27 protein-coding genes and 1 pseudogene are annotated in these 25,459 nt (G+C 71.0%); 12 read left to right on the top strand and 16 right to left on the bottom strand.

The genetic code is table 11. The annotated features are described in order from the left end of the window. Window positions 1-203 precede the first annotated feature (203 nt). Window positions 204-971, top strand: a complete 768-nt coding sequence (locus tag A3IC_RS0118380; protein ID WP_026218413.1) for an enoyl-CoA hydratase/isomerase family protein — start codon at window positions 204-206, stop codon at window positions 969-971. A 57-nt stretch (window positions 972-1,028) separates the two neighbouring features. Here the strand turns inward: A3IC_RS0118380 and A3IC_RS0118385 are convergent, their stop codons facing one another. The 6 genes from A3IC_RS0118385 to A3IC_RS55180 all read right to left on the bottom strand — a co-directional run bounded on the left by A3IC_RS0118385 (window position 1,029) and on the right by A3IC_RS55180 (window position 6,651). Beyond that, window positions 1,029-2,306, bottom strand: a complete 1,278-nt coding sequence (locus A3IC_RS0118385; RefSeq protein WP_020551515.1) for a cytochrome P450 — start codon at window positions 2,304-2,306, stop codon at window positions 1,029-1,031. A 294-nt stretch (window positions 2,307-2,600) separates the two neighbouring features. Beyond that, complete coding sequence (locus tag A3IC_RS0118390) at window positions 2,601-3,833, bottom strand: cytochrome P450 (RefSeq protein ID WP_020551516.1); 1,233 nt, start codon at window positions 3,831-3,833, stop codon at window positions 2,601-2,603. A 158-nt stretch (window positions 3,834-3,991) separates the two neighbouring features. Beyond that, window positions 3,992-4,600, bottom strand: a complete 609-nt coding sequence (locus A3IC_RS0118395) for a GTP-binding protein (protein WP_020551517.1) — start codon at window positions 4,598-4,600, stop codon at window positions 3,992-3,994. After that, window positions 4,581-4,949, bottom strand: coding sequence for a DUF742 domain-containing protein (locus A3IC_RS0118400; protein WP_020551518.1), 369 nt, complete (start codon window positions 4,947-4,949; stop codon window positions 4,581-4,583). The genes A3IC_RS0118395 and A3IC_RS0118400 overlap by 20 nt, the downstream gene beginning before the upstream one ends. Continuing rightward, window positions 4,946-5,347 carry a roadblock/LC7 domain-containing protein gene (locus A3IC_RS0118405; RefSeq protein WP_020551519.1) on the bottom strand — a complete coding sequence of 134 codons (402 nt, stop codon included), beginning with the start codon at window positions 5,345-5,347 and terminating at the stop codon, window positions 4,946-4,948. The genes A3IC_RS0118400 and A3IC_RS0118405 overlap by 4 nt, the downstream gene beginning before the upstream one ends. After that, window positions 5,344-6,651, bottom strand: a complete 1,308-nt coding sequence (locus A3IC_RS55180; RefSeq protein ID WP_245599346.1) for an ATP-binding protein — start codon at window positions 6,649-6,651, stop codon at window positions 5,344-5,346. Before A3IC_RS55180 ends, A3IC_RS0118405 begins: the two co-directional genes overlap by 4 nt. Window positions 6,652-7,423: 772 nt before the next feature. Here A3IC_RS55180 and A3IC_RS0118415 point away from each other — a divergent pair. After that, window positions 7,424-7,846 (top strand): DUF3052 domain-containing protein, encoded by a 423-nt coding sequence (locus A3IC_RS0118415; RefSeq protein WP_020551521.1) that lies wholly within the window; start codon window positions 7,424-7,426, stop codon window positions 7,844-7,846. A gap of 149 nt (window positions 7,847-7,995) precedes the next feature. Here the strand turns inward: A3IC_RS0118415 and A3IC_RS0118420 are convergent, their stop codons facing one another. The 3 genes from A3IC_RS0118420 to A3IC_RS0118430 form a co-directional block, all read right to left on the bottom strand. Continuing rightward, complete coding sequence (locus A3IC_RS0118420) at window positions 7,996-9,138, bottom strand: hypothetical protein (RefSeq protein ID WP_020551522.1); 1,143 nt, start codon at window positions 9,136-9,138, stop codon at window positions 7,996-7,998. A 341-nt stretch (window positions 9,139-9,479) separates the two neighbouring features. Then, complete coding sequence (locus A3IC_RS0118425; protein ID WP_020551523.1) at window positions 9,480-9,968, bottom strand: hypothetical protein; 489 nt, start codon at window positions 9,966-9,968, stop codon at window positions 9,480-9,482. Window positions 9,969-10,047: 79 nt separating this feature from the next. Further along, on the bottom strand, window positions 10,048-11,130 hold the full coding sequence (locus A3IC_RS0118430) for an EamA family transporter (RefSeq protein WP_020551524.1): 1,083 nt from the start codon (window positions 11,128-11,130) through the stop codon (window positions 10,048-10,050). A gap of 38 nt (window positions 11,131-11,168) precedes the next feature. Here A3IC_RS0118430 and A3IC_RS0118435 point away from each other — a divergent pair, with 38 nt between their 5' ends. From A3IC_RS0118435 to A3IC_RS55185, 5 genes are all read left to right on the top strand, one after another. After that, window positions 11,169-11,735, top strand: a complete 567-nt coding sequence (locus A3IC_RS0118435; protein ID WP_026218418.1) for a CGNR zinc finger domain-containing protein — start codon at window positions 11,169-11,171, stop codon at window positions 11,733-11,735. 536 nt (window positions 11,736-12,271) lie between these two features. Then, window positions 12,272-12,913: a TetR family transcriptional regulator gene (locus A3IC_RS0118445; protein ID WP_020551527.1), complete on the top strand. Its 642-nt coding sequence runs from the start codon at window positions 12,272-12,274 to the stop codon at window positions 12,911-12,913. After that, a complete protein-coding gene (locus tag A3IC_RS0118450; RefSeq protein WP_020551528.1) occupies window positions 12,910-14,583 on the top strand; it encodes an acyl-CoA dehydrogenase family protein in 1,674 nt (557 codons plus the stop codon). The genes A3IC_RS0118445 and A3IC_RS0118450 overlap by 4 nt, the downstream gene beginning before the upstream one ends. 148 nt (window positions 14,584-14,731) lie before the next feature. Next, window positions 14,732-14,875 carry a hypothetical protein gene (locus A3IC_RS68740; protein WP_158695999.1) on the top strand — a complete coding sequence of 48 codons (144 nt, stop codon included), beginning with the start codon at window positions 14,732-14,734 and terminating at the stop codon, window positions 14,873-14,875. A gap of 122 nt (window positions 14,876-14,997) precedes the next feature. Continuing rightward, window positions 14,998-15,444 (top strand): hypothetical protein, encoded by a 447-nt coding sequence (locus A3IC_RS55185; protein ID WP_158696000.1) that lies wholly within the window; start codon window positions 14,998-15,000, stop codon window positions 15,442-15,444. A 9-nt stretch (window positions 15,445-15,453) separates the two neighbouring features. Here A3IC_RS55185 and A3IC_RS0118465 read toward each other — a convergent pair whose 3' ends face one another. The 5 genes and pseudogenes from A3IC_RS0118465 to A3IC_RS55190 form a co-directional block, all read right to left on the bottom strand. Beyond that, entirely contained in the window at window positions 15,454-15,909 is a 456-nt protein-coding gene (locus tag A3IC_RS0118465; protein WP_020551531.1) for an SRPBCC family protein, read from the bottom strand. A 125-nt stretch (window positions 15,910-16,034) separates the two neighbouring features. Next, window positions 16,035-16,676, bottom strand: coding sequence for a TetR/AcrR family transcriptional regulator (locus A3IC_RS0118470; protein ID WP_020551532.1), 642 nt, complete (start codon window positions 16,674-16,676; stop codon window positions 16,035-16,037). Between the two features lie 268 nt (window positions 16,677-16,944). Continuing rightward, window positions 16,945-17,682, bottom strand: a complete 738-nt coding sequence (locus A3IC_RS0118475) for a hypothetical protein (protein ID WP_020551533.1) — start codon at window positions 17,680-17,682, stop codon at window positions 16,945-16,947. A gap of 226 nt (window positions 17,683-17,908) precedes the next feature. Further along, window positions 17,909-18,931: a zinc-dependent alcohol dehydrogenase family protein gene (locus tag A3IC_RS0118480; RefSeq protein ID WP_020551534.1), complete on the bottom strand. Its 1,023-nt coding sequence runs from the start codon at window positions 18,929-18,931 to the stop codon at window positions 17,909-17,911. A gap of 221 nt (window positions 18,932-19,152) precedes the next feature. After that, window positions 19,153-19,446, bottom strand: a pseudogene (locus tag A3IC_RS55190) (VOC family protein); the annotation flags it as partial. 202 nt (window positions 19,447-19,648) lie between these two features. On the opposite strand from A3IC_RS55190, the gene A3IC_RS0118490 reads away from it, so the two are divergent. From A3IC_RS0118490 to A3IC_RS0118510, 5 genes are all read left to right on the top strand, one after another. Beyond that, window positions 19,649-20,449 carry an alpha/beta fold hydrolase gene (locus A3IC_RS0118490; RefSeq protein ID WP_026218419.1) on the top strand — a complete coding sequence of 267 codons (801 nt, stop codon included), beginning with the start codon at window positions 19,649-19,651 and terminating at the stop codon, window positions 20,447-20,449. Continuing rightward, entirely contained in the window at window positions 20,449-21,759 is a 1,311-nt protein-coding gene (locus A3IC_RS0118495) for a PP2C family protein-serine/threonine phosphatase (RefSeq protein WP_020551537.1), read from the top strand. The genes A3IC_RS0118490 and A3IC_RS0118495 overlap by 1 nt, the downstream gene beginning before the upstream one ends. Before the next feature lie 52 nt (window positions 21,760-21,811). Beyond that, window positions 21,812-22,471 (top strand): TetR/AcrR family transcriptional regulator, encoded by a 660-nt coding sequence (locus A3IC_RS0118500; RefSeq protein ID WP_026218420.1) that lies wholly within the window; start codon window positions 21,812-21,814, stop codon window positions 22,469-22,471. Then, complete coding sequence (locus A3IC_RS0118505) at window positions 22,468-23,922, top strand: MFS transporter (RefSeq protein ID WP_020551539.1); 1,455 nt, start codon at window positions 22,468-22,470, stop codon at window positions 23,920-23,922. Before A3IC_RS0118500 ends, A3IC_RS0118505 begins: the two co-directional genes overlap by 4 nt. Before the next feature lie 78 nt (window positions 23,923-24,000). Further along, window positions 24,001-24,348, top strand: coding sequence for a DUF1330 domain-containing protein (locus A3IC_RS0118510; RefSeq protein WP_020551540.1), 348 nt, complete (start codon window positions 24,001-24,003; stop codon window positions 24,346-24,348). A gap of 64 nt (window positions 24,349-24,412) precedes the next feature. Here A3IC_RS0118510 and A3IC_RS55195 read toward each other — a convergent pair whose 3' ends face one another. Both A3IC_RS55195 and A3IC_RS0118520 read right to left on the bottom strand, forming a co-directional pair. Beyond that, entirely contained in the window at window positions 24,413-24,643 is a 231-nt protein-coding gene (locus A3IC_RS55195; protein ID WP_020551541.1) for a hypothetical protein, read from the bottom strand. Window positions 24,644-24,826: 183 nt separating this feature from the next. Then, window positions 24,827-25,441 (bottom strand): DUF2867 domain-containing protein, encoded by a 615-nt coding sequence (locus A3IC_RS0118520; RefSeq protein ID WP_020551542.1) that lies wholly within the window; start codon window positions 25,439-25,441, stop codon window positions 24,827-24,829. Window positions 25,442-25,459: the final 18 nt, after the last annotated feature.

Raw genomic sequence — 25,459 nt, forward strand, 5'->3', positions numbered from 1 at the left:
GCGGCCGGGTGATCCGCTCACCCGGCTCGATGTCCACACCGGCGCGCGTCGGCCGGACGGTCGAGGTGTGGCTTGGATGCCCTGGTCGAGCCCTCGAATGGCGTGGATTCGGCTCCTCAAGGCGTGATCACCAATGCGACGATCTGGTGATCGACGGAGGCTTCCGCCTGGTGCGGCGGCGTTTCCCCTCGCGACCGAAAGGGATCACCCTCGTGGACTCGCTGGATCTGAAGACGGTGCGCACCAGCCTCGAAGAGGCGGTTCTACACGTGCGGCTGGCCCGCCCGGAGACAGGCAACGCGCTCGACGAGCAGATGTTGGACGACCTCTTGGCGGTGCTCTCCCATCTGCGTACGCGAACCGACGTGCGGGTGCTCGTCCTGTCCGGGGAGGGAGATTCCTTCTGCCTCGGCGGTGATCGCGGCGAGTTCCTACGCCTGGCGGCCGAGGATCCCGGCGGACCGGCCGTGCGCCGGATCGGCGACAAGGCGCGGTCGGTATGCGAAGGGTTGGCGGCGGCCGATCCGGTCACCATCGCGCGCGTCCACGGCCGGGTGGTCGGGGCGGGGCTGGCCCTGGCGGTCTTTTGCGACCTGCGGGTGGGCGACATCGAGACACGGTTCCGGATGCCGGAGTTGGCCCTGGGACTGCCGACCGCGTGGGGCGGCGCGATGGCCCGACTGATCGGCGAGGTCGGCGCCGCCCGCATCCGCGAACTCGTGTTGACCGCGGACGCGTTCGACGCCCACACCGCACACCGGCTGTCGATCCTGCACCAGGTCGTGCCGGCCGACGAACTCGACGCGGCGGTGAGCCGCTGGGTCAAACCCGTCGTACGCAGGCCCGTCGCGGCACTGCACGCGTCCAAGACGCTGATGAACGCCTACAGCCGGAGCGACCGGCTCGGTGATCTCTCCATGCTCGACGGGCACTTCCTGTCCGCGTTCCTGGGCGCCGGGATCGCGCGCTGACGCCGGCGGGGTCCGGTCGCATCGGTGTGATGCGACCGGACCCCGCTTTGCGCACGCTCAGCGCACGCTCACCGGCATCCGGGTGATCCGGCGAAAGGCCAGTCGAGGCTCCCAGGTGGGCGGTGCCACCACCCGCAGCGCGGGCAGGCGACGCAGGACCGCCTCCAGCAGCACACCGGCCTCCAGACGGGCCAGGCCCGCCCCGATGCAGTAGTGGATGCCGCCGCCGAAGGAGATGTGCCGGGCCCGACGCGTGACATCGAAGGCGTGCGCGTCGGGCGTCAGGGTCGGGTCGTGATTGGCCGCGCCCAACATCGTGTGCACGACCTCGCCGCGGGTGATGGGTATGCCGCCCAGGAGCAGGTCCCTACCCGCGTATCGGGTGGTCACGTGGATCGGCGGGTCGTAGCGGAAGACCTCCTCGACGGCATTGGCCAGGGCCGCCGGGTGCGCGCGCAGCCACGCGCGCTGCGCCGGGTGCCGGTCGAAGGTCCAGATCATCGTGGACAGCAGCGTGGAGGTGGTCTCCAGGGACGCGATGACCACGAACATGGCGAGCGAGTAGACGTTCTCGTCGGCCAGTTCCCGATCCGGCTCCAACGCGTCCCACGCGCGCAGCCACCCGGAGATCACGTCGTCGCCGGGGTCGGCCCGACGCCGCGCGACCAGGGCCGTGAAGTACTCGCGCAACCCCCGGATGGCGTCGTCCGCCGCCAGGAGTTGCCGTTTGGTGGGGAGCAGCTCCTGGGCGTACGCCTGCGCGTGGGTGAGTGCGCGGAGCAGGTCGAAGTCCTCGGGCGGCAGGCCCAGCCAGTGCCCGACGGTGGCCACCGGCAGTTGTTCGCCGACGAGTTCGGCGAAGTCCGCGTGCGCGTCACCGGCGTGCTCGATCAGGGTGTCGAGCAGTGTGTCCGCCACCCGCTGCACCGTCGGGCGCAGCGCTTCGAGGGTGCCGCGGTCGAAGATGTTGTTCACGGACCTGCGGATCCGGGTGTGCTCCGGCGGATTGAGCGCCACCAGGGTCTGTTCGAGTTCGCGGGACGACGGTGTCGACCAGCGCGAGCCGTCGGTCTGTCGGGCGCGCCACGCCCGGTCCAGGGCGAGCCAATCAGGGCTGCGCAGGACCTCGTCGCACGCGTGGTGGCCGGTCACCAGGAACCCACCCCAGGGCGCGGGCACCACGTCGCCCATCTCCCGTAGACTCGCGTACAGCGGCAGGGGGTCCGCCTGACCGGCGACGGAACGCAGCCGGGACAACAGGGCGACGACACTTCGGCTGTCGATGACGGTGGTGGGCGCTGGAGACTGCACGACGGGCTCCTTCTGACTCGACAAGAGGTCGGCTGACGACTCGGCACAGCGTTGATCGACCGGCCGCCCCGGATGCGGGCGGCCGACGGTGAAGGGTGTCTGCGGTTGGTTCGCGGCTGCCCCGCGTTCGTCGCGCGGGGTGTTAGGGGCATGCGTCATCCCCGCTCCGCTCGGGGGCGCCGACGCCCGGCCCGGGAGAGAGCGACTCCCCCGGGCCGGGGCCACCGGCCTCGGTGGGCCGCGGCCCGCCTCATCTGGGCGGTCCGCGCCGGCACCGGTGGTGGTCGCGGCCCGCCTGGCGCGGCGGTCAGGGTTCGGCTATTGGCCTCGCCACCAGTTCAGGAAGGAGCTCCACACCCCGCCCTTGCGCGCGCCGGGATCCGGGCGCTCGGGTGGGGTGGCCGAGCGTGCGGGCGCCTGATCCGCGGGCCGGGGCGCGGTGCGCGGCAGGCTCGGCGTGAAGCGGGCCGGCAGCGCGGTGAGCGCCCGGTTGAAGGGGCCGGGCCGCCAGTCCAACTCCGCGACCGGCACCGCGAGTTCGAGGTCGGGCAGCCGGTTGAGCAGCTTTTCGATCGCGGCGGTGGCGATCAGCCAGGCGGAGTCCTTGGCCGGGCAGGCGTGCGGTCCCGCGCTCCAGGCCAGGTGAGAGCGGTTGCTCGGTCTGCGGCCGTTCGCGAACAGGGCGGGGTCGCTGTTGGTGGCGGCGAAGCTGATCACCACCGGGGTGCCCCGGCGGAGCGTGACGCCCGCCAGGTCGACGTCCCGCACCGGATAGTGCACGGCGTAGTTGGCCATCGGCGGATCGGTCCACAACACTTCGTCGAGCGCGTCCTCGACGGACGCCCCACCGCCGAACAGGCTGACCGAGAACCGCTCGTCGGAGAGGATCAACCGCAACCCGTTGGCGATGAGGTTGCGTTGCGGTTCGGTGCCGGCGCTCATGAGCATGACGAGTTGATGGATCATCTCCTCGTCGTTGAGCCTGTTGGGGTGGGCCATCAGCCACGAGGTGACGTCGGAGCCGGGTTGTTCGCGTTTGAGCGCGACGAGTTCGACCAGGGCACCGGTCAGCATTGCGTTGGCCGCCTCCGCGTCCCCGACCGCGTCGAAGATGCCGGCGATGCCGGCGACCAGGCGGTCGCCCAACTCGGGCGGGCTGCCGAAGAGTTCGCTGAACACCAAAAGCGGCAGGGTCTTGGCGTAGGAGTTCAGCAGGTCGACGCTGCCGGTCTGCGCCCACTGGTCGACCAGGTAGTCCGAGCTGCGCTCGACGAAACGACGCAGCTGGTACGGGTCGATCCGGTCGAGGCTGTCGGTGACGGCCTGGCGCAGCCGCAGGTGCTCGGCGCCGTCGGAGAACAGGCAGTTCGGCCGGTACATCATCATGGGTACGACCGGGCTGTCGGCGGGCACCGTGCCGTCCGCCAGCGCGAGCCAGCGTCGGGGGTCCTTGGCGAACAGCTCGGGGGAGTGCAGCACGCGCAGCGCGGCGGCGTGGTCGGTGACCAGCATCGCGTCGACCCCGGGTGCCAGTTCCACCGGGCCGGCCACGCCCTGTCGGCGTAGGTGTTCGTACACGGCGCGGGGGTCGGCGGAGAACGCCTTGTCGTGCAGGGGGACGGCTGCGCCGGCGTGGTGTGCGGGGCAGCCCGGGGGCGGCGTGGGGTGATCGCCGGATGAGGGTGCCGGACGATCGAGTGGGCCAGTGTTCACGCGAGTTCCTTGGATGCCCGGAGCTGGAGGTAGCGGACGAGGGCCATCAGGGCCTCGGTCGAGGAGGCGCGGTCGCGGGCGTCGCAGGTGACCAGAGGCGTCTCCGGCAGCAGGTCGAGCGCGGTGCGCAGCTTCTCCAGGGGATGTTCGACGGCGCCGTCGAACCGGTTGATGGCGACGGCGTACGGCACGTCGTACTCCTCCAACAGGCCGATGACGTCGAAGGATTGGTCGAAGCGTTGGGGGTCGATCAGGACGAGGGCGCCGAGTGCGCCCAGGGTCATGTCCTTCCACACCTGGGCGAAGCGCTGCTGCCCGGGCGTGCCGAAGAGGTAGAGCACGAGTCGGTCGCTGAGGGTGAGTCGACCGAAGTCCAGGGCGACCGTGGTGGTGGTCTTGCGGCCCGCGCCCGTCAGGTCGTCGACGTGTGCGCCGGCCTGCGTCATCGTCTCCTCGGTACTGAGGGGGCGAATTTCCGACATGGTGCCGACGAAGGTGGTCTTGCCGACGGCGAAGTGCCCGACCACCAGGATCTTCGCCGCGACCTTGACGGAGTCGGCCAGGTAGACGTCGGTGGTGGCGCCGCTAGAGACGGGCGAGTCCATCCAGCACCTCCTGTAGCAGTTGGGTCTTGGGAAGCTCGGCGGTGGGGATGGGTCGGCGGGTGGCCACCAGGCCGGTGTCCATGAGGTCGGACAGCAGCACCTTGACCACGCCGATGGGCAGTTTCAGGTGCGCGGCGACCTCGGCGACCGAGAGGATCCCGCCGCGACACAGGGCGAGCAGGCGCGTGCTCTCGGGGTCGAGGATGTGCGGGGACTCGTCGCCGGGCAACGCGATCACCAGACTGACCAGATCCAGACCCTCGCGGGTCGGGTGGCCGCGGCCGCGGGTGATGACGTAGGGGCGTACTAAGTCGGGGGCGTCGGATTTCGCCGTGGGATCGTTGGTCATACCGAATGGTCCGCATTCCGTCGGGGCGGGCTGGTCATTTCCTTTCCGAGTTGGCGTACCAGCTGTTGCATACGGAACGTGATGATCTCCATGTCCACGTTCTGCGTGGCCGATACAGCCAGATAGGCGCCGGGACCGGCCGCCACCAGGAAGATGAATCCGTCGCCGAACTCGACGAGCGTCTGACGCCACGGGGTCTCGGAATCGCCGATGAACTCCGCCGTGCTCCGGCTGATCGATTGCAGCCCGGACAGCGCCGCGGCCTGACGGTCGGCTTCGTCCCGGGATATCCCGTCGGAATGCGCGCGCAATATTCCGTCCGCGGACAACAGGATGGCGTGCCGCGCCTCCGGGACCTTGAGGGCGTCGTTGAGAATCCAGGCCAGGTCGTTGTTCATCGGTTTTCTTGCCCTTTGTCGTCTGTATCGGGAACGCGGCCGGAGCGGGTTCCGCGCAGGAACGCGCCCATCAGCCCCGCCGTCTCCGCATCCGATCGGTCGGATGCGTCCGTCGGCGCGGGTTGGTGCGTGCGGTCGACCGGCAGCGGGGCCCGGCGGCGGCGCTGCGGCAGTTCTCCGTCCAGGGCGGCGGTTCCTTCGTCGGCGACGGGAGTGGTGGTCGCGGGCGCGGCGGGCCGCACCTCGCCGGCCGCGGCGCGGGGAACGCGGGCGACGCGGCGTTGTGCGGGGACCGGGGCGGGCTCGGTGTCCACTGCGGTGGTGAGCAGTTCGGAGGGGAGCATCAGCACCGCGCGCATGCCGCCGTAGGGCGATCGGGTGTCCACCGAGACGGTGAAGCCGTACTGGGCGGCGAGCATGCCGATGACGGGGAAGCCGAACTGGGGCGGGTGGCCCAGGCGGGTGATGCCGACCGGCTCGGTGGCGCCGAGGTAGCGGGCCGCGCTTTGCCGCGCCTCCTCGTGCATGCCCACGCCCGCGTCGTCGACCATGACGCACACCCCGTTGGGCACGGTCTGGAAGTTGATCTCGACGGTGGTGTGCGGCGGTGAGTAACTGGCGGCGTTGTCCAGCAGTTCGGCGACGGCCAGGGCGACCGGCTCGACCGCCCGGCCGATGACGGCGACGTTGGATTGCATCCGGATCTCCACGCGGAGGTAGTCGCGGATGCGGCCCTTCGCGCCGCGCATAACGTCGTACAGCGGCGCCGCCGCGCGTTGGCGTCCGGTCCATCCGCCGCAGAGCGCGGCGATGACCTGGGCGCGGCGGCCGAATTGCGAGTTCATGTGGTCGATCGCCAGCAGATCCTGGAGCAGTTGCGCGTCGACGTAGTTGTTCTGCATTTCGGAGATCGCCAACTGCTGTTCGCCGGCCAGCGCCTGGAGGGTGCGCATGGCGGCCTTCAACGCGTTCTTGGCCGAATGGTCGGCCCGGTCGCGGGCGTCCTCGACGGCGGTGGTGAACATCTCCACGACCGTCTCGATGTTCTGTGCGTACGGCGTGGCGCGCAGCTCATCGTGGAGGAGAAGCGATCCCTTGAGTCGTTCCCCGGTCTCGACCAGGGCCGGCAGCAGCACCCGGACGACATTGTCGATCTCGTCGTCGCGCATGCGTACGTCCTCGGCCAGCAGGCGATTCCTCTCCCTCAGGTTTCTGACGGTTGTTCGGCTGCGGGCCACGTAAACGGCCGCGGCGCAGGTGCCGGCCACCCCGTACCAGAGTGCGGGGTCCTGTACAAAATTCATTCCCACGGTCCTCGTCGCGCATTCGGGCGGGCAACGGCGCGCGCAGCGGGTTGATTTCGGCCTCGACCGTGTGCACGAGGAACGCGACACGGTCTCCGTCCGACGCGTCGCCGTTGGCGCGACCCGCCCGCTGCACGTGTCACTCTCCGCTGCTCTCTCGTCGATGGGGCGTTGCGAGTGTAGTGGCGTCGACTTCCCCATTCCGGGAGGCCATGACACTTCTTCTTTCACATCGACTACACGCGGGTGACCATTCCCGGGATCGAGTTATATGTCCGTTATATCGATCGATGGATACCGAATTCGATGCGCCGGATGTGGGGGGTGGATATTCGGGAGCCCGGCCGGACGGAGGTGGGGAATGGCTTGTATGCATGGGTCATTCGGAGCATTGCGACCATTACGACCGCCGAATCCCGGGCGTGTCGGAGGAGAGCCGGACGGCATGATGCCCGGCGTGCCGAGCGCCGACGGCCTTGCCCGACGGCCAGTCCGAGGAGATGTTGTGAGGATGTTCACGCACGGAGGGTGGTCCCAGGCGCGCCGGTGCACCGGCAGCGCGCAGCGCGTCGGACGGTTTATTGACGGCCCGTCAAGTGTGTGCGCCCCCCGCCGGTCGGGCGCACCGCCGGCCGAACGTCCCCGCCCCCGCTCCCTCGGCGGCCCCGACTCGGGAGTCCACTCCACGTGAATCACGCTCATCACGCCGAGTATCTGGTTGGCTACGATCGAGGCGCGGCGAGCGCGTCCACGACACCTGAGGCAGGTAGTGATGAGCAGCGCCACGGCGAATCAGGCGGAAGAGCGCACCAACCCCGCGATGCGGCTGGATCTCGTGCCCGGTCAGATCGTCCAGGAGGTCGGCTACGACGAGGACGTCGACCAGGACCTCCGCGAGGGCATCGAGTCGCTGACCGGTCAGGATCTTGTCGACGAGGACTACAACGATGTCGCCGACGCCGTACTCCTCTGGTTCCGCAGCGAGGACGGTGACCTCACGGACGCACTGATCGATGCGATCGGCCTGCTCGACGAGGGTGGCGTGATCTGGATCCTCACCCCGAAGGAGGGGCGGGACGGCTACGTCGAACCCGGCGACGTCAGCGACGCCGCGCACACCGCCGGCTTGGCCCAGACGAAGCCCGTCAGTGCAGGAAGGGACTGGAGCGGCAGCCGCCTCGTCAACGCCAGGTGATAGCCCATTGGGACCGGGCCGCGCCGCGCCGGCCGGCCGGCGGAGGAGATCGCCTCGCGTGCACGCGTACACGCGAGGCGATCCGGCAGGCGCGCTTTGGTACCCCGTACGCCCTCGCGGAGGTCGCCGAGCCCGCGATGCGGGCGGCGCTACGAGGCCGCGTCTGCGGCCGGCTTTGTCGTGGTCCTGCCTCGATAGGGGCAGGCGAGTTGGGACAGGATCGCCTGAGCCATCAAATCCTCGGGGCCCTTCAACGCGTCCGCCAGTTCGCGGTCGAGGGGGAACACCATCTCCGCCGCGACGTTGTCCTGCACGATTCGGGCCAGGTTGTCGAGGGCGACGAAAACGGGGTCGGCGGGTGGTGCGGCCGTCGGGACGTCGATCAGGTGCGAGTCGGCCTTGGCGGGGTCCAGGAAACGCTTGACGATGATCGAGTTCTGGTTGAGGGCGGACGTCGTCCAGATCGACAGAACGACGATGTACAGCCCGGGCCAGTCCACCGTGCCGACCTTGTCCCGCCAGCGTGTCATGAGGGCTTCCACGCCTTCGATCTGAGCCCGCGCCGCATGTTCGATGTTGGTGGCGATGTCGTCCGTCAACCCGCTCGTGTAGCTCTCGAACGACGTGATGTCGATGGAACTCCGCCGCATGGACGCGACGGACGCGACGGACGCCTCGACGAATTCGAGCGACGCGTCGAGAATTCGCGTGCTCGACGCCTCGAGTTCCTGTGGCATGCGCGCGTCGCCGAGCCGCCGGCGGGCGTTGCTCAGGGTGGTGGCGAACGACTGAAGCGGACCCAGCCAGTCGGTTGTTCCGGGCCCTTTGAAGGCCACCATGTCCACATCGTGCCGGTCGAGGCGCGTCGAGCCGGGCGGGCCCGGGATCCGGTGGCTCAGGTACGGCGCGATGATCGAGTAGATGCCGAGGGGCGCATGGGCGATCGACTTGGCCGACTCGAAGATGTCGGACACCGGGTGCAGGGATTCCTGCGCTCCGTTGTGGATGAGGGTGTATCGGCCGCCCCGGTAGTCGTTCTGGACGACGATGACCGGGCTGAGGTGTCGGATCAGTTCGGCTCGGAGCGCGTCGTAGTGCGTCCGGGTGTCGGTGTCGATCGCGAAGACGGCGTTGCGGGCCCGCAGCTGCTGCGCGAACGGGTCCGGGTCCGGGGCGGGATCAGGTGCCGGGCCCGCGTCCGCCGCGCCCGCGGCCTCGCCGATGCCGAGGAACGTCATGGCACCGGCGGCGGTGGTGGTGACGCCGCCGAGGAACTTCCGTCGCGTGGTCAATGTCCGCCCCTCCCCGTTCGAGCCTCGATCGGGCGATCGATCGCCGCGGCTGTAGGGGTCGGAATCCGTACCGAAACGTCGACTTCACCGACGGCGACAACAGGCTCCCGACATGCCGTACACCGCGTGAAGCGATGCGACGCGATGCGGTTTCGCCCCGAACTCCCCACGTCGGGTCAACGGTCCCGCGACCGGGTAGGACACGGTCCCGGTCCGGAACGCGCCACGACGGACGGGTCGAACGCCCGTCCGTCGCAGGTGCCTTCGGCAGCCGCGTCCGATCGGCGCCGGCGCGGCGACGGGTCGCCGGCTCGTACCGACGGTCCCGGCCGGGACCACTCCTACTCGTTGTGCTCGTCCTGCTCGTCCTCGCTGTGGGCGTAGAGCTTGAGCACCGGGACGCCGACCTTGTGGCGGGCTCGGCTCGCCCAGTCCCGGTGGAAGAACTCCTCGACCAGGTGCGGGGCGGTCAATACGACCACCTCGTCGGCGCCGATCTCGTCCACGACCGATCGCAGAAGGTCCAGCGGGTGGCCTTCGACGATCTGGCCGACGGCCTCGCAGCCGGCCTCGCGCAGCAGGCGGAGTGTGTGCTCCAGCGCGAGAGCGGCGGGTCGGCGGGCCTCCTCGCCCTCGGGCTCGTCGCCTTCGTGGACCGCCTCTTCCAGTTCGCCGAGGGCGACATCGTCGATGGTACGGAGCAGTCGGTCCTCCGAGCCCCGCGGGTTCATCAGGACGACGAACGACATCTCCTCGTCATGGAGGGTGGTGACGAAGTCGACATCGGTCACGGACAACGGTTGCTCGACCATCAGGACGCTCGTGAACACGGCGGACCTTCCCTGGGCGCACTCGAACCGGCGCGGACGGGGAGTAACGATAGCGACCCCGCTCGGCCCTGCTCCCGACCTACCCCAAGGTCGCACTTCCGGCGCGTCGCCCCTCCCGACGTCCGTCGCCCGTTCGCGCGCCCGGGTCCCGGACGGCACCGGCGACATGATCGCCACGATCGACGCCTGTGCGACGTTCGCGGCGGGGTCGGTGGTCGTCGAGTTCAGCCAGGATTACGCCGCCGATGATCAGGAGGCCGCCGGCCGTCTGGGAGGTGGTTGGTGTCTCGTCGATCAGTAGCCAGGCGAAGCCCACACTGGCGACGATTTCCAGCAAGGCGACGAACGAGGCCGTGCGTGCGCCGAGTCGGCGGCTCGCCGCGGTTCCCGTCGTGTAGGCCAAGGCGGCGGTGACCACGCCGAGCAGGAGCACCGGCAACCACCAGGGCGCGGCACCGGTCGCGTAGGAGGCCGGCTCGACCGTGGCGTGCATCGGCAACAGCCCGACGGCCGCGAGGGCGGCGAGGGTGAGCGTGCCGATCATGAGACCGGCACCGGTCAGGGCCACCGGCGGCAGGCCGGTGTCGGTGTCCGCCGCGATGAGGAAGTACGCCGTCAGGCCCACCATCGCCGCGAGCGCCCAGGCCACGCCCGACCAGGCCAGGTCGGCGCCGGAGATCAGGTCGACGGCCGGCACCAGGCCCACGGCCGCCATGCCGGCGCCGGCCAGGGTATAGGGCCGCGGGCGCAGGCCCCGACGCGCCCACAACCACGCAACGACGGCCGCCGGAGCGGTGTACTCGATGAGCAGCGCCGGTGCGACGTCCATGGTGGTGACCGCGGAGAAGAAGCAGAACTGGGCGCCGGCCAGGCCCAGTACGCCGTACACCAGCACGGTGCGGGCCTGTGCGCGCAGTCGATGCCAACGGCCGCGCAGGGACGCGGCGGCGAACGGCGCGACGACGAGCGCGGCGATGCCGATCCGGGCCAGGACGATCGCTCCCGGACTCCAGCCGGAGGAGAGCAGCCCTCGCGCCAACGACCCGGACATGCCGAAGGACGTCGCGGAGACGACGGCGAGGAAGAGGCCGCCGCCGAGGCCGCCGGAGGAGGTGCGTACACGCAGCGCGTCACCGGCCGCGTCATTGGCAACATGGGTCATAGGCCATGACGGTAAAGGTAGGGATGTAAGATGTCAAAATGATTTTTGGTCATGACACCGAGTCCGCCCTACAGGCGGCGGTGGCGCTGGCGAACAGTGCGGAGGGGTCGGACACCCTCACCACCGTCCGGGAGTTGGACGAGTGGTACGCCGAGCATCGCTACACCGGGCGCCGGGACGGCGATGCCGCCGAACTCGCGAGTCTTCGCGCGTTGCGGCCCGTGCTGCGCGATCTGTTGACCGCCGACCGCGAGCGCGCCGCGAGCCTGGTGAACACGATGCTCGCCGACGCCCGTGCCCTGCCACAGCTCGTCCGACACGACGACCAGGACTGGCATCTGCACGCCGTGTCCTCCGACGCCCCCCTGGCCACCCGCGTCGTCGTGGAAGCCGCGATGGCCATGACCGACGTCGTGCGCGTCGACGAGTTGTCCCGCCTGTCCGTGTGCGCGGACCAGGGCTGCCAGGGCATCGTCCTGGACCTCACCCGCAACCGCTCGCGTCGCTACTGCAGCACCGCGTGTGCCAATCGCAACGCGGTGGCCGCCTACCGCGCCCGCCTCGGCGCGCGGCAACCCTCGGGCGAGCCGAACACGGGAACGTGACGGGCGGCGCCGCGAAGCCCGGCCCCGCGCTCGGCGTCCGGCGCCCGGCGGTCCTGCGGTGCGGTGGCACTTCGCCCCCGCCGTCCCACCCCCCGCCCCGCGCGTGAACGGACGAGCGCGCCGATCGGCGGGACCGCCCTCGGGACGGCGGGACGCCGATGCCGGCCACATGGGCATGCCGGCCGAGGATCCGGTCGACGAGGAACCTCGCGTCCCGGTCCTCCACCCACGACAGGCGCACCACTCGCGGCCCTGGAGTTCGCCGACCCGGCAGGCACTCCTGATCACGGCGAAGGGGTGGCCCCGGGCGGTGCTCTCGCTGTCGACGTGGAGCTCGCCCTCGCCGGTGACCGGCGAATCCGGACCGTCGGCGATCACCCCACTCCGGGTGAACGGGTAGGCGAGGTCGATCACCGGCCGGTCGTGCGGGTCGACGGACGACGACCCGCACGCCGTTCCCACAGCCCGAGGGCGCGTACCGCCACACGCCCGCGCCGACCTTGAGCCGAAGCTCTGAATAGTGGTTCACTGCTTACATGGCCTACCGCAAGACTCCCGCCGAACACGACCGTCTGAACGCGGCCCGCGAACACCTGATCGAGCAGGCCACCACGGTGGTCGCCGACGTGGGCTGGGCCAATGCCTCGGTGACGGCGGTGGCGGCCGCGGCGGGCATGTCGGCCGGCTCGGTCTACCAGCACTTCCCGTCCAAGGCCGCCCTGGCGGTGGAGGTCTTCCGCCGGGCATCCGGGCGCGAACTGGAGGTCCTGGGCCAGGTCCTGGACGGCGGGGACGGCGATGCCGCGCACCGGCTCGCGCAGGGCGTCGCGGTGTTCGCCCGCCGCGCCCTGGAACGGCGCGGCCTGGCGTACGCCCTGCTCGCCGCCCCCGCCGAACCCGCCGTGGGCGAGCAGCGGCTGGAGTTCCGCCGCCGCTACCGAGAGCTGTTCGCGCGGGTGGTCCGCGAAGGCATGGCCGCCGGGCTCATGCCCGCCCAGGACCCGGAGATCACCGCCGCCGCCCTCACCGGCGCGATCGGCGAGGTCCTGGTCGACCCGTCGGCCGCACCGGCCCAAGAGGCCGTCGAGGATCTCGTCGCCGAACTGATCGCGATGTCCCTGCGCTGCGCGGGCACCCGCGTCAACGCACCTTCCGTCCACCGAGGAGGTTCCCGATGACCGTGATGGCGACTCCGCCGCAGCACAGCAACCCGACCGCCCGCACCCACGAAGTCACCAACCAGGCCCCACCGCTCGTCGGACACGACGTCGCCGACGACCCGGTGCTGCTGGAGGGCATCCGGCGCGAGGGCGCCGAGTGGTACGAGGCGGATCTGCACCGCCTCGGGCGGCTCGCCGGCAGCGAGGAGGTCCGGCTCCGGGCGGAGCAGGCCAACCGCTGCGAGCCGGTGCTGCACACCCACGACCGCTATGGCAACCGCATCGACGAGGTCGAATTCCACCCCGCCTACCACCAGTTGCTGGACGTCGCGGTACGCGAGGGACTGGCCGCGGCGCCCTGGGCCGACCCCCGCCCGGGTGCGCACGTGGCCCGCGCGGCCGGGTTCATGGTGTGGACCACCGCCGAGGCCGGGCACGGTTGCCCCGTCTCGATGACCTACGCCGTCGTCCCGGCGCTGCGTGTCGCCCCCGAACTCGCCGCGGTGTACGAGCCGTTGCTCACCAGCCGCAGCTACGATCCCGGCCTGCGCGTGCCCGCGTCCAAGCGCGGCCTGCTCGCCGGCATGGGGATGACCGAGAAGCAGGGCGGCACCGACGTCCGCGCCAACACCACCAGCGCCACCGAACACGCCGACGGTACCTGGCGGTTGCGCGGCCACAAGTGGTTCACCAGCGCTCCGATGAACGACCTGTTCCTGGTCCTCGCCCAGACACCCGGCGGCCTGTCCTGCTTCCTGGTACCCCGCGTGCTCCCCGACGGCAGCCGCAACACCTTCCGCATCCAGCGGCTCAAGGACAAGCTCGGCAACCGCAGCAACGCCAGCAGCGAACCCGAGTTCGACGACACCGTCGCCTGGCTGGTCGGCGCCGAGGGCCACGGCGTGCGCACCATCATCGACATGGTCACCATGACCCGGCTCGACTGCGTCCTCGGCTCCGCGTCCGGCATTCGCGCCGCCCTCGCGGAGGCCGCCCACCACGTGCGGCACCGCTCGGTGTTCGGCCGCAAGCTGATCGACCAGCCGCTGATGCGCAACGTGATCGCCGACCTCGGCGTGGAATCGGAGGCCGCGAGCACGCTCGCCCTGCGCGTCGCCGGCGCCGTCGACCGGGCCCAGCGTGGCGACGCCCACGAACGAGCCTTCCTGCGGCTGGCCACCGCGGTGGCCAAGTACTGGGTGTGCAAGCGCCAGCCGGTGGCCGTCGCCGAGGCGCTGGAGTGCCTGGGCGGGAACGGATACGACGAAGCCTCGGGACTGCCGCGGCTGTACCGCGATGCTCCGCTCAACGGCATCTGGGAGGGTTCCGGCAACGTGCAGGCGCTCGACGTCCTGCGCGCGCTCCGGCGCGAACCCGAGTCCCTGGACGCGTTCGCCGCCGAAATCGACGCCGCGTCCGGCGCCGACGCCCGCCTCGACACCGCCTGGCGCGCGCTCCGGGACGAACTGGTGCCGACGCCGGACATCGAACTGCGGGCCCGCCGTCTGGTCGAACGGATGGCCCTCGTCCTCCAGGGTTCCCTGCTCGTGCGGTACGCGCCGACCGCCGTCGCCGACGCCTTCTGCGCCTCCCGGCTGACGCCCGAACGCGGCCTGGCCTTCGGCACCATGCCCGGCGGCCTGGACCTGGCCCCCATCCTGGACCGCCTGCCGGGACGCACAGGCTGACGCGCGGGCCGGCTCCGACGGCCGTCGGCGGGGCCGGGTGGTACGCGCCGGGCTCACTCGCAGTCGGTGTCCCACTTCGCGACGCGAATGAATCATGATGCCGGATCCGGGTAGGCCGTTGGGCGAGCGACCCGAGGGAGAGAATCCGATGACCATCCCCATGCCGGTCGACCCGGACACCCGCCCGCCGCGGCCGTCACCGTTGGAGCCCGATCCGGTGCCCGAGCCGCCCCCGTCACCGATACCGCCCAACCCCGATCCGGAGCCGGAGCCCGAGCCGCAGCCCGTGTAGGACCGGGGGCGCCGGCGTCCGGCGCCCCCGCCGGCACACCGCGGATCCGCCCGCCCCGCACCGGGGACGGGCGTAGCGTTGACCGGGAGGGCGTCGCACGAGGCAGAACGGATGTGAGTGTCGTGATCGTCATCGGACTCCTCATCGCGGCGGCGAGCGTTGCATTCGCGGCCCTGCTCGTCGCGTACAACACCTCCGGGGGCCCCGAGTACACGGTGAGCATGTTCGACCAGAACATGGTCACCCTCGATACGTTGTCGGCGTTCCTGGCCGGCCTCGCCTTGGCCCTGCTGTTCTGCGCGGCGCTGGCACTGGTTGCCATGGGAATGCGGATGCGGACGCGGCGGCGCCATGCCTCGGCCCGCGTATCCGAGGTGTCGGAGTACGACAGGAGCGGGCGCGCGGCTCGATACGCCGCTGTGCATCAACACGAAGGCGCGCACGGACCCGAGGCCGCGCAGGAACACGAATGGGAGGCCGAGCCCACCGCCGGGTCCCGACGGGCCGGCCTGCGCCGGGACGCGGGGGAGCCCCCGGAGTCGCCCGAGCCGCCGACCGCGAACCGTTGACGTTCGGCGTCAGTCCGGGGCGATGCGGCTGCGTTCGATGTCGTCGTGTCGGCCGTGGGTTTCGACGAACTCCTTGAAGCGCAGCAGGTCGCCCTTGACGCGCCCTTGGGTGAACGGCGGTGCGGCGTCGGTTTCGCAGAGTCCTTCGGGTTCGACTTCGGTGACGACATTCACCGTGGTGTGCGCGGCGTCGACCGCCCGGAAGGTCACGAGGGCGTGCTGCCGGGGTTCGTCCGACACCGTGCGCCACGACAGCCGCTCGTCCGGCAGTTCCTCGACGGTCTCGGTGCCGAACTCGCGGGTCATATCCCCGGTGAACGTCCTCCAGTAGTGGTGGTGCGCGTCGAGCCGAACCACCTCCTCGACCCCGTCCATGAACTGCGGGAAGTCCTCGAATCGGGTCCACTGGAGATACGCCGTGTGCAGCGGGACGTCCACATCGACGGATTCCGTCACAGCGGCCATACCGGTCACCTCCCAAGGTCGGACGGACCGTACACCTGCGGCGTGCCCGACGGCCGGGCGCCCAAACGACGCCGGGGCCGCCCGCGTCCCAAGGCCCCGAGGCCCTGTCTCCGACGCCGAGGACTTCAAGGACTCGACGTGCGCAGGCGCTCCGCCGGGCGGGGCGGGGCCGGGTCGGCCACCGGGAGGTCGTACATCCGGAAGAGGCGGGCGCGGACCGCGGCCAGCGGGTACGTGTCGGGGTAGACGGCCAGCTTGAAGATCACGCCTTCCAAGACGCTGCGCAGCGTGGCCTCCTCGGCGCCCGGGTCGGCCGCGCCGCGTTCGGCGAAGATCGCCCGGATGCCATCCTCGGCCGCCTCCAGCGCGGCCAGGTTCGCTTGCTCGGCCTTGGCGTACGTCGCCCGGGTGGTCGGCTGCAACATGAGCGACAACAGGAGCCGCTGCACATCGACGCTCGCCGCCGCGCCCTGAAGCGTCCGGTCGATGAGCCCGGCCAGTCGCTCGTCGGCGGTCCGCTCTCCCTCCAGGGGTGCGACCGCCCCGTACATGACCTGCAACGCCTCGGACAGCAACGTCTCCAGCAGCTCGTCCTTGGTCGAGAAGTAGTAGGTGACCAGACCCCTGGCGACCTCGGCACGGGAGGCGATCCGGGAGATGGTCGCTCCGGCGTAGCCCCGCTCGGCGAAGACCACGAGCGCGGCGTCGAGGATGCACCGGCGCGAGCGCTCACGCAGCTCCTCGTTGGCCGAAGGCGTCCGTGGCATTTGTCCCACCCCTCCCCAAGACACGCGACCTTTTGAGCCATTGTTCCGGACGCGTGGGCCGGAAACACCGCCGGCCCACGGATGCAGGGACGCCGCCGCCCGGCAGGTGATCGAGGCGGCCGATCCCGGCCGCGAGGTCGCCGGGCTCCCAGCGACCGCTTCGGCGCCCGCGTCGCACACCGCCGCCCGCAGCCCGCCGCGTGCCGGCGTGGGGCCGAGTGTCCGGCCGGCCGACGGACACGGCAGGTCGGGGCTCGAAGGCGGGTGGCTATGGCCTTCCCGGTGCGGATACGTTCGTCCACCACCAGGTTTCGAGGTCGTCGGCGTCCGAGGCTTCGGTCGGAGGGCGGTGTTCCGGGGGTGTGTCGACGGCGAGGGCCCGGGTGCGGCGGACGATGGCGCGCAGGTCGCGGACGGCGGGGATCTCGGCGAGTTCCTCGATGTCGTACGGGCAGCCGACCGGGCCGTCCAGGAGCGTGTGGCAGCCGTGCGAGTACCACGTGGCGATCAGTTCCCGGTCGCCGTGCTGCTCGGCGGCGACCGCGAGTTCGCGAACCACGTCGATCAGCGGGACGGGCTGCGGGGCGATCGCGTCCGGGCCGCCGAGCCGGCCGGAGTCGACCATGCGCCGCCACAATCGCGAGCCCGCGTCGCAGTACAGCAACGGCGGATCGACGTAGCCGTCCTCGAGCCAGGAGGCGTAGCCGTCGAAGTCGTCGGCCTCCTCCGCGTCGTCGTCGAAGGTACGCAGCGCGGTGAACTCGGTCAACGCGTCGAAATGGTCGCGTCGTTGCGCGTAGTCCGGGTGCCGGTCGAGCGGGAACGCGTAGGTGAAGCGGCGGCGCACCAGGATGTCCATCACCCGGAAATGCGTGAACGAGCAGTCGAACCGGTCCTGGAACCCGTACAGCACGGCGAACCACTCGCGCAGGCGCGGCTCGTCGGGCCCGTGGTGGGCGTGCAGAATCCTGATCGAGTCCTCCACCAGATCCTCGATCTCGTGCATCGACACCGCGAACTCCCGCTTCTCGACTCCTCGTCCCGCCGGTGACCCGTGGGTGATCCGCCGGGATCCGCCGGGGGACGGCCCGGACGGTAGCGCTCCCGACCGACAATCGACGATGCGGCCGCGGACGACGGTGCCGTCACGGCTTTCGACCGGGCCGACGCCGACGGTGACGTACAGGACCTGCCCGAGGGCGTGCGAGTGCCAACGGCGGGCCGGGGACGGGTCACACGGTGAGAAGGGCCTTGATGGCGCGGCGTTCGTCCATGGCTCGGTAGGCGTCGGCGGCCTGGTCGAGGGGGAGGGCGAGGTCGAAGACCCGGCCCGGGTCGATCGTCCGGTTCCAGACCAGATCGATCAGCTTCGGCAGGTACTGGCGTACCGGCGCGGGCCCGCCGTGCAGGTGGACGTGCGAGAAGAACAGCTCGTGCCCGTCGAGGGCGACGTCGTGGGAGACGCCGACGTAGCCGATGTGACCGCCCGGCCGGGTGGAGCGGACGGCCTGCATCATCGACTCCTGGGTGCCGACCGCCTCGATCACCGAGTGCGCGCCCAGTCCGTCGGTCAGCTCCTTGATCCTGGCCACGCCCGCGTCGCCGCGTTCGGTGACGATGTCGGTCGCCCCGTACTCGATCGCGAGCTTCTGCCGCGGCTCGTGGCGGCTCATCGCGATGATCCGTTCCGCGCCGAGCCGCTCGGCGGCCAGCACCGCCATCAGCCCGACCGCGCCATCGCCGACGACCGCCACGGTCTTGCCCGGTCCGGCCTGGGCCGCGACCGCGCCGAACCAGCCGGTGCCCAGCACGTCGGACGCGGCCAGCAGGCCGGGAACCAGGTCGTCGTCGGGCATGCCGGGGGTGGCGACCAGCGTGCCGTCGGCCAGCGGGACGCGCAGCCGCTCCGCCTGCGCGCCGAGGGCGCCGACCGGTTCGCGCCGGACGCAGGAGGACTGATATCCGGCCCGGCAGATCTCGCAGGTGTTGTCCGAGGCGAAGAACGACCCGACCACGAACTGGCCCGGCTTGATCGAGCCGACCGCGCCGCCGACCTCTTCGACGACGCCCGCGTACTCGTGCCCCATCGGGGAGGGGCCGTCGACGGCCTCGATCCCGCGGTACGGCCACAGGTCCGACCCGCACACACACGTCGCCGACAGGCGGATCACCGCATCCGTCGGGGCGACGATCGTCGGCTCTTCACGCTGTTCCACCCGCACCTCGCCGGGGGCGTGCATCACGACACCGCGCATGAGTTTGCTCCTTGCCTGTCGCCTGTCGCCTGTTGGAGGGCCGACCACCGGTGTGGCCACAGGGCCCTCGGGTCATTCAAGGACGGCCCCGGGTCGGGGACGGGTCCGGCGCGCGGAGCCGATCCCGTGTCACCCGCTTGCGCGCCCGAACCGGCTGCCGGGACCGAGCACCCCGTCGCTCACGAGCGGAGGCGCCACGCCATCCGGACAGCCTGATGTCTGGCGACCTTCCAGATCGTCCCGTCCGGTGCCCGCACGACGCCGCCGTAGCCCCAGAGCGACTTCGCCGCCGGCTTGAGCGACGTGGCGCCGGCGTCGAGGGCCGCGCCGATCAGGACGTCGACGTCGGCGGGCTGGGACACGGTGAGTGCCAGGGCGAACCCGCGGAAGCCGGTCGTGGGCGCGTCCGAGGCCCGCAGGCGCAGCTGTGTGTCCAGACCGAAGGCGGCGCTGTGGAAGCGGTGAGCGGCCGAGGGATCGGCCACGTCGAGGGTTACGGAAGCGATGGTTGCCATGCCCGTCACGCCAGGCGCGAGGCCGCGACCGACGCTTCTCGGATCCTGATCGATCCGGTCGCCGACGAACGGACCGGCGCTGCGCGATGCGGCCGCCGACCGGGCGATACGCGCATGCCTTCGGCCGGATCGGGGCAGCACACGCGGAGTGTCCGGTCACGGGTGGCGTGGTTGGTCGCGGGAGGAGTGCGACCATGGTCGGATGCGTGTTCGGAGTGGGAATCATGTGCTGGTGTCCGGTCGCGAGGACGGCCCCGTCCTGTTGCTGGCGCACGGGTTCGGTTGCGACCTGAACATGTGGCGGCTTGTGGTGCCCGTGTTGGAGGAACGATTCAAGGTGGTGCGATTCGACCACGTCGGCGCCGGGCGGTCGGATCCCGCCGCGTGGGACCCCGAGCGGTACGCGACCCTGGCGGGCTACGCGGACGACGTCCTGGCCATCTGCGCGGAGGCGGAACTGCGGGACGTGGTGTTCGTCGGACACTCGGTGAGCGCCATGATCGGCGTCCTGGCGGCCATCCGTGAGCCCGAGCGGTTCGCCGGTCTGGTGCTGCTCACCCCCTCACCGTGCTACATCGACGACGGCGACTACCGAGGCGGGTTCAGCCGGGCGGACATCGAGGAACTGCTGGACTCGCTGGACAGCAACTACCTGGGCTGGTCGGCCGCGATGGCCCCGGTCATCATGGGCAACCCCGAACGCCCCGAGCTCGGCGAGGAGTTGACGAACAGCTTCTGCCGTACCGATCCGAAGATGGCCCGGGTCTTCGCGCACACCACGTTCCTGTCCGACAACCGCGCCGACTTGGCCGAGGTCGGCACGCCCACCCTGGTGATCCAGTGCCGGCACGACGCGATCGCGCCGCCGGAGGTGGGCCGATTCGTCCACGAGCGGATCCCGGGCAGCCGCATGGTCACGCTGGACGCCACCGGCCACTGCCCGCAGCTGAGCGCTCCCGAGGCGACCGCCGAAGCCATCGTCGACTTCGCGAGCAGACGATGATGTGCGCGTCCGGGGCGGATCCGGACGGCGGCGGGACGGGCGGTGGGGACGGTCCCCCGGGCGGCGACGTCGCAGTCTTCGCGGCCCTGTTGGAGGACAGCGCCGAGGACCTGTACGAGAACGCACCCTGCGGTTACCTGTCCACGCTTTTGGACGGCACGATCGTCAAGGTCAATGCCACATTGACGACCTGGCTCGGGCGCAGCCGCGAGGAACTCGTCGGCCGACGCCGGTTCGCCGACCTGCTGACCGTCGGCGGCAGGCTCTACCACGAGACCCACTTCGCGCCCCTGCTGACCATGCAGGGCGAGATCGGCGGCGTCGCCCTCGAACTGAAGGCCGCCGACGGCACCCGTCTGCCGGTCCTGGTCACCTCCCTGGTCAAGACGGGCGGTGACGGCCAACCCCTGCTGATCCGCACCACGATCACCGACGCCCGCGACCGTCGCGCGTACGAGGTCGAACTGATGCGCGCACACCGCGAAGTCGACGCGGAACGCGAACGTCTGCAACGCCTGGCCACCACCCTGCAACGCACCCTGCTGCCCCCGACGTTGTCCCGGGTTCCGGGCCTGGAGGTGGCCGCGTACTACCACATCGCCTCCGCCGACCGGGTCGGTGGCGACTTCTACGACCTGTTCCCGCTCGCCGACGGCCGATGGGCGTTCTTCCTCGGCGACGTGTGCGGCAAAGGCGTCGCGGCCGCGGCCGTGACTTCGCTCGTGCGCTACACCCTGCGGGCGGCGACCGTGTACGACCCGGACCCGGTCGCGGTGCTGCGCAACCTCAACACCGTGCTCAACCACGAGTACCAGGGCGACGATCCGCGCTTCTGCACGGTGATCTTCGGCTTGATCAGTCCCGACCCCGGTTCGGACGGTCCCGGTTCCGGTCCGCTCACCCCCGACGCCCTCGGCTGCACCATCGTGCTCGCCGCGGGCGGCCACCCACCCGCGCTGCTCCTGCGCGCCGACGGCGGCGCCGAATTCCGGCCCACGCCCGGTGGGCAATTGGTCGGAGTCATCCCGGACGCGCACTTCACGACCTCGACCGTGCGTCTGGAACCCGGCGGGACACTGCTCCTGTACACCGACGGCCTCACCGAGGCTCGTGTCCCGGGATCGATGGCCGACCGCTTCGGCGAGGAGGCGTTGTTCGACTTCGCCGCCGCCTTGGCTCCGGCGGGCGCCCGCGCCGCCGTGGACGCGGTCACCGACCTCCTGGCCTCCTTCGGAGCGGGCCTGGACGACGACGCCGCGATCCTGGCGCTGGGCGTCCCCCGCCGGAGCGCGGAGGAAGCGGCGGGGTAGCCCGGCCGGCCGGATCTGTAGACACTGTCTACCGGTGTGGTAGACAGTGTCTATGGCACAGGAAGACTCTCTTCGGGAACGACTGATCGGCGTCGGAGTGGACGTCGTGATGACCGACGGCATCGCCGCACTGGGGCTGCGTGAGATCGCCCGCCGGGCGGGTGTGTCGCACGGGGCTCCGCGCAGGTACTTCGCGACCCATCACGCGCTGCTCTCGGCGATCGCCCAGCGCGGGTTCGCGGACCTGAGAGCCCGGTTCGAGGCCGCGACCGCCGCCGTCACATCGCCACGCGACCGGCTGGCGGCCCTCGCGCACACCTACGTCCGGTACGCGCTCGAGCATCGCGGCATGTTCGAGTTGATGTTCCGGCACGACCTGCTCGACAGCGGACCACACACATCGGCGCACGGGCCGCGGCTCCGGGAGTCCACCCTCCCGCTGTTCGAGACCATCGTCGCGCTCATCGCCGAATGCCGGACCGAGCCCGCGGGCCGGCGCCGGGACGACGTGCGGAGCAGTGCCGAGCCGCCGCCGGCGGTGACGGCCGCCGCGCTCTGGTCGAACCTGCACGGCATCGCCCAGTTGTGGGCCTGGGACAGCCTGCGACTCGCCCTCGGCACCCCGTCGGCAGGCCCGGCACCCGGTGGCGACCATCTCGAACTGCTCGTCACCGCGGCCCTCGACGCTCACCTGGGCCCGGCGCGCGCATGACGAAGAACATCCGGCGGCACCTCGCCCTGGCGGTCAGCGTGGCCGGTGCGATGATCGTCGCGCTGGACGGCACCGTGCTGCTCGTGGCGCAGCCCAGCCTGCAGCGCAGCCTCGGGGCGAGTGTGGCGCAGGTGCAGTGGACCAGTACCAGCTACCTGCTCGCGGTGGCCGGGCTTCTCGTCATCGCCGGGCGCCTCGGCGACCGCTACGGGCACCCGCGGCTGATGTGCGTCGGCGTCCTCGGCTTCGGAGCCGCCTCGGGCGGGATCGCACTCGCCCCGGACGTCCGTTGGGTGATCGTTCTGCGCGCCGTACAGGGGGTGTTCGGCGCACTGCTCCAACCCGCCACCCTCGCGCTGCTGAGCTCGGCCTATGCGCCGGACCGGCTCGGCACGCCGGTCGCCATTCGTACCAGCGCCATCGGGATCGCCGCGGCGGCCGGCCCCCTGCTCGGGGGCGTCCTCGTCGGCCACTTCGGCTGGCGCGCGGTGTTCTGGATCAACGTCCCCGTGGCACTGGCAATCGCAGTATCGACCCTCGCCCTGCGGGGGCCGACGCCCGCACGCGCCGGATCGCAGCGGCTCGACCTCGTCGGCGCGGCCCTGCTCGCGGCCACCCTCGCGGCCTTGGTGCACACGTTGGCCGACGTACCGGCGCACGGATGGACCGCCGCGCCGACGCGGCTCGGACTCGCCGCGACCGCCGGCATCGCGCTGGTGCTCGTCGTCCACGAACGCCGCGCCACGCACCCGATCGTGCCCCCGGCGGTGGCCCGGTCCGTACCCGTGACGGCCTCGATGCTGATCCTGCTGGTCACCACCGGCGGCATGTTCGGTGCGCTGTTCGTGACCTCCTTCTTCCTCCAGAACGTGCTCGGGCTCGGCCCGCTCGCCACCGGACTGCGGGTGCTTCCGCTGACCGCGCCCATGGTTCTGGGCGCGCCCGTCGCGAGCGCCGCGCTGCGCCGGTACGGACCGCGCCGCACCGCGATCGCCGGCATCCTGCTCGTCGTCCTCGGCATCGCCGCCCTGTCCCGGCTCGATCCGAACAGCACCTGGGTCCTCACCGGGACGGCCTTCGTCGGACTCGGCGCGGGCTTCGCCGCCGTGATGGTCACCGCCACCGGGACGGTCGTCGGGGACGCCCCGCCCGGATACGCCGGGGTCGTCGGCGGGCTCAAGCAGACCGCCATGAACGTCGGTCCGACCCTCGGGATCGCCGTCGCCGCGGGCCTGATGCTGCCCGGGTCGTCCGGGAGCGGGGCCGCGACCGCGATGCCCGCCTCGGCGATCGGCCCGGCCCTGCCGGCCCTGGCCGCACTCGCCGCACTCGCCCTGCTGCCGGCGCTGCTACTGCCCAGCGGCCGGCGCGATGCGACAGGTGACACGTCGACCGCAGCCGCCCGGTCCGCCTCCACCGCCGACCGATTGGAAGTACCTATGCATGACTGATTCCCCGTCGTGCCCGTCTGCGTAGGTTGGTGGTCACGACGGAGCGCGACCACAGTGAACGAAACAGGGGAGAAAACGATGACCGCCTACGTCATTGCCAAGCTGCGGGACGCCGCCCCGCACCCGGAGATCGCCGACTACATCGAGCGGATTCCCGCCACCTTCGAGCCGTACGGCGGTCGCTTCCTCGTGCACGTCACGCAGCACGAGGTGAAGGAGGGCACCTGGCCCGGGAGCGTCGTGATCATCGGCTTCCCCGGCATCGCCGAGGCGCGGAGTTGGTGGGACTCACCTGCCTACCAGGAGATCGCACCGCTGCGCTCGCGGCACATCCAAGGCGACCTCATTCTGATCGACGGCGTGCCCGAGGGCTACGACCCGGCCGCCACCGCAAGGGCGATGCGCGAGGCACTGTCCGCCGAGTAGCCATGGGGTCGAGGCCGCGGCCGGTCCCGACGAACCGGCGGTGGCGGTTCCGGCGGGCGGGTGGTCACCCGCCGGCCTGACGGTCGAGGTAGTCGATCAGTGCCATCTCCTTGCGGAGCAGCCGAGCGCGTTCGTCCGCGGGAAGCGATGCCAGGGCGTCGACGAGCGGGCGAGTTCGGGGGATGTACACCATCGCGCCGACATAGAGCCGACACTCGGAACACCACGCGAGGCCGATGCACCGCTCGAACATCGTGGACTCGGGTGGGTAAGTCCGGAACTGGTAGGCGCGCACGGTCGTTCCGCATGCGGCGCAGGCTCGTCGATCCCCGTCTTCGACGGTGTCCCAGGTCGTGACCTTGGTCCAGCCTCGTCGCCCGGCCGGTGCTCTTCAAGTCGTCATGCGTGGCATTCTCCCCTGCGGCCACGCGGGCGAGGCGGTGGCGGTGCCGCTGTGGGTGCGGCGGTCGCGTGGCGGTCAAGGCCGGGGGTCGGCGGCCTTCGGGAGCGGGCCGGTGCGCTCGCGCCACGCGCGTTCCCACTGGCGGGTCATCGCCGGGTAGATGATCAGGTAGCGGAACGGCGCGATGAAGGCCATGTACAGGCGGCCGAAGCGGCCGTTGGGCTTGACCAGGACGGCCATGCGCAGTTCGTGGTCACCATTGCCGGAGGGCACCCAGCCCAGGTGCATCACGGCGTGGCAAGTCGAGTTGGCCAACTCGCGGGCGGATTCGTCGGCCAGTTCGTACAGCGGGGTGAACGGGGTGCCGCCGGTCTCCGAGGGGTCCACGGTTTCGGCGAGGTCGTCCGGGAGGCGATCGCGCAGCGGCCGAACCCGTGTGCCCAGGCTCGCCGTGGACTTGTCCCAGCCGAGCAGGGCGCCGAGCTTCCAACGCACCGCGAACAGGAATTGGACCGGAGAGTTCTGCTTGGCGAATCCGCCGCCGTCGCGTATCGCGGCGATCATGGCGGGGAAATCGCCCGGCCCGGCGCCGGGGGTGCGGTAGGACCACACGTCCTCGACCCGGAAGTCGCGGGTGAACTCGTGGATCCGCCAAGGCCGATCGGTGTGCGCCGTGCGAGCCAGCTTCATGGCTGCTGCCACCTTTGC

Origin of the sequence: Embleya scabrispora DSM 41855 (assembly GCF_000372745.1) — a bacterium.
GTDB classification, from domain to species: Bacteria; Actinomycetota; Actinomycetes; order Streptomycetales; family Streptomycetaceae; genus Embleya; species Embleya scabrispora.